Annotated in this window: 4 protein-coding genes and 1 pseudogene; 1 reads left to right on the top strand and 4 read right to left on the bottom strand. The window is 43.6% G+C overall.

Translation table 11 applies throughout. From position 1 onward, the window contains the following. Positions 1–51: 51 nt before the first annotated feature. From ACFE90_RS32080 to ACFE90_RS32065, 4 genes and pseudogenes are all read right to left on the bottom strand, one after another. A pseudogene (locus tag ACFE90_RS32080) lies at positions 52–201 on the bottom strand (rubrerythrin); the annotation flags it as partial. Positions 202–260: 59 nt separating this feature from the next. Continuing rightward, the gene (locus tag ACFE90_RS32075) at positions 261–1022 is read right to left on the bottom strand and encodes an SDR family oxidoreductase (RefSeq protein WP_375506363.1); all 762 of its coding nucleotides are present in this window, start codon (positions 1020–1022) and stop codon (positions 261–263) included. Positions 1023–1145: 123 nt separating this feature from the next. Next, the gene (locus ACFE90_RS32070; RefSeq protein ID WP_375506362.1) at positions 1146–4319 is read right to left on the bottom strand and encodes an efflux RND transporter permease subunit; all 3174 of its coding nucleotides are present in this window, start codon (positions 4317–4319) and stop codon (positions 1146–1148) included. 64 nt (positions 4320–4383) lie between these two features. Further along, entirely contained in the window at positions 4384–5697 is a 1314-nt protein-coding gene (locus tag ACFE90_RS32065) for an efflux RND transporter periplasmic adaptor subunit (RefSeq protein ID WP_375506361.1), read from the bottom strand. Positions 5698–6222: 525 nt separating this feature from the next. Here ACFE90_RS32065 and ACFE90_RS32060 point away from each other — a divergent pair. Beyond that, a partial coding sequence (locus ACFE90_RS32060) for a hypothetical protein (protein WP_375506360.1) occupies positions 6223–6474 on the top strand: 252 nt, incomplete at its 3' end.

The following is a 6474-nucleotide window of genomic DNA, read 5'->3' as shown; positions in this document are numbered from 1 at the left end:
CTGCCCCCTGCCCCCTGCGGTTTTAATGATAAGTCTTTAGCCGGACATGATATCACCTGCAACTCTGGTTGCTGTTTGTCTTCCATTTAATACTTCTAAGGCTTCAGCGTAGCGATCGGCGTGGTAATTTTCGATAAATTTTAACAAGCCAAAACGGTGTGCAGCTTCCCGAAACATATTAGCATGATCGGTTAATTCTTTAACGCTCACTTTACTATCTGAGGTTTAATATCGCATTCATCAGAAAAGCTTTGATCATCTCACGCGATTCCACCGTTTACACGAATATTTTGCCCAGTGATCCACCTAGCTTCGTCGCTAGCGAGAAATGCTACTACGTCAGCGATTTCTTGCACATCTCCCAGTTTGCCAAAAGCAGCCATTTGGGCTAAATGATCTATCTGTTCTTGTGTTTTGCCTTCTCGAAACAGTTCTGTATCGGTGGGGCCAGGAGAAATAACATTAACTGCGATCGCCTTTGCACCCAATTCTTTAGCTAGTACCCGCGTGATTTGTTCAACAGCACCCTTGGTTCCTACATAAGCACTATAAGTTGGCAGCATCATCGCCGTGGTTGATGAGGAAAAGTTGATAATCCGTCCCCCTTCTGATATATGTTGCGCGGCTTGTTGACAAGCAAAAAAAGTGCCTTTGACGTTGATGGCAAAAATCGCGTCGAAATCTTCTTCACTCACCTGAGTAATTGGTTTATAGAAGGCGATTCCGGCGTTGTTGACCAAAATATCCACTTTACCAAAGCGCTCAAGTGTTTGTTCAAATAACCGTTGGATGTCGGGTACTTTGCTAACATCAGCTTGTAGGGCGATCGCCTCTACTCCCAACTTTTCAATTTCTGCAACAACTTCCTGTGCTTTGCCTGCATTACCCGCATAATTAACGACAATAGATGCGCCGTTCCCAGCTAACTTGAGTGCGTAGGCGTAGCCCGTCGAAGACATCGCTCGTCCAATTCCCCTCGATGCACCAGTGAGAATTGCAACTTTCCCGGCTATTGATGCCATAGATTCACCTGTTTTTGTTTCAGTTATTAATATATACAGAAAATAAAAGCTAGGAGAAAATTTCAACTCCTAACTCCTAACGTACAGACGCGATTAATCGCGTCTCTCTTAACTCTTAACTCCTTACCGATGGCTGGTAGAAGGAACTTTGCTATCTTGATTAACATCTAGCTCATGAGGCTGAGGACGTGAACTCAAGCGATCGCGAATTTTGCCAATCACGATATATAAAATTGGTACAAAAAACAGAGTCAAGAAAGTAGAGACAATTGTACCGCCAGCGATCGCAGTACCAAGAGATTTTCTGCTAGCTGCTCCTGCTCCTTCGGGATTTACCAATGGCCAAATACCCAAGATAAAGGCGAAGGAAGTCATCAGGATAGGTCGTAAGCGTTCTTGTGATGCTTGCACTGCTGCTCTGGTAATTGAAAGACCCCGCTCTTGCAGTTGGTTGGCAAATTCCACAATCAGAATGGCATTTTTACTTGCCAGACCAATCAGCATTACTAAACCAACCTGGCAAAATACATCGTTAGCTAAACCCCGCAACGTCTGCGCCGATAACGCCCCCAAAATAGCTAGGGGAACTGACAGCATAATAATTAGTGGGTCAACATAGTTCTCATACTGAGCAGCCAGCACTAAAAAGACAAAGACAAGTCCCAATCCAAAAATCAGGGGCGCTAGACCGCCAGACTGTTTTTCTTCGGCAACGATTCCCGACCATTCATAGCCCATACTTGCTGGCAAAACCTTCTTTGCTAGTTGCTCCATCGCTACTGTTGCTTCACCGGAACTATAACCAGGAGCGGCGGAACCGTTGATTTCAATGGAGCGGAACAAGTTGTAATGATTGATCGTTTGCGCCCCGGTGGCAGAAGTAATTTTCACAAGATTGCTCAGGGCAATCATCTGATTATTAGCAGAACGCACGTATAATTTCCCGATATCCGCAGGGTTAGAGCGAAACTGAGCGTCCGCTTGAACATACACCCGATAAGTTCGTTGTAGCAAATTAAAGTCGTTGACATACCGCGAACCCAAGTAAGCCTGTAGGGTATTAAAGATATCGTTTACTCCAACTTGCAGGGATTTAGCTTTGTTACGGTCTACTTCAATTAACATCTGCGGTGTATTTGCGCTAAAAGTGCTAAACACAGCTTGCAATCCTGGTGTCTGATTACCGCGTTGGAGTAGCTGACCCATAACTTGCACTAAGTTATTTAAACCACTGTTCCCTGTTCTATCTTGTAGCTCAAACTGGAAACCGCCGAAACTGCCTAAACCTTGAATAGATGGTGGATTCACCGCGAAAACTCTTGCTTCGGAAATTGCCCCAAACACTCCACCCAACTTACCAATGATTGCCTGTGCTGACTGTCCCGGTTCGTGACGCTTGTCCCAAGGCTGGAGAGTGGAAAAGATCGCACCACTATTGGCAGAGTCACCGCTAAAACCAAAGCCACCGATGGCGAAAGTACCTGTGACTTCTGGCAATTTCAGGATTTCTTTTTCTACCTTAGTCATGACTTCGCTAGTGTAGTTGAGTGAAACTCCCTCTGGCCCTTGGATAAGGGTGATGAAATAACCTTGGTCGTCATCAGGGATAAACGCTGTAGGTACGCTGATGTAAAGCCAGCCCGTCACCCCCAAGGACAATATAAATACCCCCACTACGATCGCTTTCACCCGTGTCAAGCGCTTGAGTATTTCCTCATACTGTCTGCGTGTCCAATCAATAAACCTGTTAACCCGCTCAAAAATCCAGCCCAACCAACCGCGTGGTCTTTGCCCCTGACGCAGTAGCAAGGCTGAGAGGGAAGGAGTCAGGGTAATGGCCAGAAAGGTAGAAATCGCCATTGAAAAAGCGATCGTCAGCGCAAATTGCTTATATATCTGTCCCGTAGCTCCTGGGAAGAATGCCACGGGTACAAATACAGCCATTAACACTAGAGATGTTGCAATCACTGCTCCAAACAACTCTCGCATTGACTCAGAGGCAGCTTGGCGGGGCGACATCTCCTCATTCTCAATTAAGCGAGAGATATTCTCGACGACGATAATTGCGTCATCAACCACCAATCCCGTTGCCAAAGTTAAACCAAACATGGTCAGGGTGTTGATCGAAAATCCAAAAACCTTGATAAAGGCAAAAGTACCAATCAAGGTTAGGGGAATGACAATCACCGGAATCAGCGTAGTCCGCCAATCCTGCAAGAAGATATAAATTACTAAAACGACAAGAGCGATCGCTTCTATCAACGTCTTAACTACTTCTGCTAGCGACGCTTCCACAAAAAGTGTTGTATCAAACGCCACCTGATATTTCAGTCCTGGGGGAAAACTTTGCTCCAGCCGCAGCATTTCGGTTTTAACTGCCCTAGCAACGTCTAAAGCGTTACTCCCAGGACTGGGAAATATCCCTAGACCCACACCCTCGTTGCCTCTAAATCGCAGAAAAGTACTGTAATTTTCTGCTCCCAATTCCGCCCGACCCACATCTTTCAACTTTACCAGCGTGCCATTCTCAGATGTCTTGATCACCATGTCGGCAAATTCCGTTGCCCCACTTAGTCTGCCAATAGCTTGCAAATCGATTTGATACATCTGATCTGGTAATGTTGGCTGCTGCCCAATTTGCCCAGCCCCCACCTGTAAGTTTTGCTCATTGAGTGCATCGATCACATCTTGGGGGGTGAGGTTACGACTAGCAAGGCTGCTGGGGTTGAGCCACAAGCGCATCGCATAGCGGCGTTCACCAAAAATCTGCACCTCACCCACCCCTTTAATTCTTTTCAGGGCATCTACTATGTAGAGGTCAGTATAGTTACTTAAAAAAACGTTGTCATATTCTTTATTACCCGAGTACAGTCCGATCGCTAAGAGAATGTTGTTAGACTGCTTAGTGACAGTGACTCCAGTTTGCTGCACAACTTCTGGTAAGAGCGGTTGGGCGATCGACACACGATTTTGCACATCGACTGCTGCAATATCTTTGTTGCGCGATGCGTCAAATGTAACTGTAATCGTACTATTGCCATTGTTGCTGCTATTTGAAGTCATGTACTTCATGCCTTCAACGCCATTAATCTGCCGCTCTAAGATAGTCGTGACAGTATTTTCTACTACTTCAGCATTAGCACCGACATAGTTAGCAGTAACGTTAATTTGAGTCGGGCTGATCTCTGGATATTGATCTGTGGGTAGTGTCGGGATACTGATGGCTCCTACCAACAAAATGATAATGGAGCAAACACTTGCAAATACAGGTCGCTTAATAAAGAAATCAACAAACATGGAAATTGGTGGTAGGTATTTGGTAGTATGCTGGCAGTAACATACTACAATTTAGCATCCATTTTTAATATTCTGGAGCGATCGCAACACCATCCCTGAGATTGAGCAAACCTGAAATAATAACTTTATCTTCTGGCTGTAATCCTTCAATAACTTGGTAATTATTATCTTTGATTTCGCCTAGCTTCACTCGCTTTTGCCGAGCTACTTGTTGAGATACACCTTGGGGAGATGTTTCTGTTTCAACTACATAAACAAAAGTGTCTCCACTTACACGAGTCATTGCTGTTGTGGGAATTAAAATTCCGGGGCGCTGATTCCAGAATAATCTAGCCCTTACCAATTGATCTGCACGTAACTGACCGTTAGGGTTGTCAAAAAGTGCTTTGATCAATATTCCTTGTGTTTCATTATTAGCAGTAGGTGCAATGAAAAATACCCTACTTCTACCAAGCTTTTGACCTTGTGTGTTCATAACCTCCACTGGCATTCCCTTACGCAATTGAGACCCTTGCTGTAATGGCACAGAGATATTGACTTCTAAAGGTCGATTTTGCGCGATATTAACTAATTGTGTAGAAGTATTAACTAAATCACCTACTTTCACAGCGATATTGCCAACTGTGCCACTAAAGGGAGCGGTAATTTTGTCGGACTGGAGATTCCCTTGTTGTTTTGGAATATTTACATTAGTTTGCTGCAAAGTTTTTTCAGCCTGCAAGATGTTAGCTTGTTGTGCTTGGATTCTAGAATCAATTGCATCAAGATTAGTCTTAGCATTGGCGAGCCGATCAGCAAACTGATTGCGAGTCTGTCGAGACACGGCTCCTTCCTCAGCTAGGGTGACAAACTTTTCGTAATTCTGCTGGTACAATTGCACATTCGCAACGTAGGATGGTCGTTGTGCTTCCAGAGATTTGAGTGTAGCGCGGGCATTTTCCAGTTGCACTAAAAATCCTTGAGGCACAGCATTGCTTCCACTGATACCTGCAAGTGAAGTAGGAGCTACTTGGAGAATTGCCGCTCCTAGTGCGACTGGATCTCCTGATTTGACAAATATCTGGGTAACTTGGCCCTGAATCCTCGGCTGGAGCGTGACTGAGCGCTGGGATTTTAGGCTAGCAATAAAATCTGAACTTTCCTCAATAATGCCGCTTTGTACTGTCGATATTTTGACTCTTACCCCTTGAGGTTGAGCATTAGCAGTTGAAGGTGCTAAATTTTGCGGAGTGAGCAAACGCCAAATTAGAGTTGCTGTGCCCCCTAACAATAGTAGTGCAGCTAAAACCCAAAGCCACCGCCGTTTTCCAGAAGGTGGCTCAAATGAGGTTTGTGGAGGTTTGTCTCCAAAATTGGTTTGAGGCTCAGGGGGTGTCATGGCTTATGAGAAACTTAAGGAACAAATTAACTAGAATTCAATCAAAATTTCATCTGTTGATATGGAAATTACTGATTTAGCATGAGGTTTTGTGGCAAATTATGTGTTAACCCATCCAAATATATAGTTTTGATGATTCTCTCTAAATCTACCCAAAGGTGAATCCCTAATTTTCAATCCAGTTATCATGGACAAGGTTCAGTGATGCTGGCATATCTATCCCCACAGCGATCGCTCCAACAGTGGTAGGACAGTGGCGAGGTGGCGAGATGACTTGCTCTTGAATTGGCGAGGTAGGTGGCTTTAGCTGAAATGTCCAGATTGTAAGGCTTATAAAAACTTTTTAGTTTACTGAATCTTGTAATAATGTAAATTTTTATTTTTATTTTACGAACGCATAATAACACATGAAAATATTAAATTGGGTTTTTAATAAGTTAATTTTTTTCAAAGATTAATTTATTATTCACCACTCTCCAAAAAGTTAGTTTTACGATTTTTCTAAAAATTTGGAGTTTATCAAATATGCAATTGAAAGATATCGCAACAAATTTAATAAAATTTAATCGGAACGCTACACTGCTAGCAGTTGGAATAGCAGTTTCTATAGGATTACCTGCATTAGCGGCTGTTTCAAGGACTCAGGTGAAACCCAATAGTAGTAATTCTAGTCGTTATATTACAGGTGGTACTGAAGATAATGGTAGAAACACATTGTATATTTGTTCAACCATTGTTGATGGGGAGTATACACCTGGAAAATACTATCCACCAAAT

Origin of the sequence: uncultured Nostoc sp., assembly GCF_964245445.1 — a bacterium.
Taxonomy (GTDB): Bacteria; Cyanobacteriota; Cyanobacteriia; order Cyanobacteriales; family Nostocaceae; genus Nostoc.
Note: the sequence above shows the minus strand (reverse complement) of the source record. Positions and strands in the feature narration are given on the sequence as shown.

Bases quoted from the DNA above. Each gene is read 5' to 3' on its own strand.
- ACFE90_RS32075 (WP_375506363.1), bottom strand. From the start codon at position 1,022: ATGGCATCAATAGCCGGGAAAGTTGCAATTCTCACTGGTGCATCGAGG.
- ACFE90_RS32070 (WP_375506362.1), bottom strand. From the start codon at position 4,319: ATGTTTGTTGATTTCTTTATTAAGCGACCTGTATTTGCAAGTGTTTGC.
- ACFE90_RS32065 (WP_375506361.1), bottom strand. From the start codon at position 5,697: ATGACACCCCCTGAGCCTCAAACCAATTTTGGAGACAAACCTCCACAA.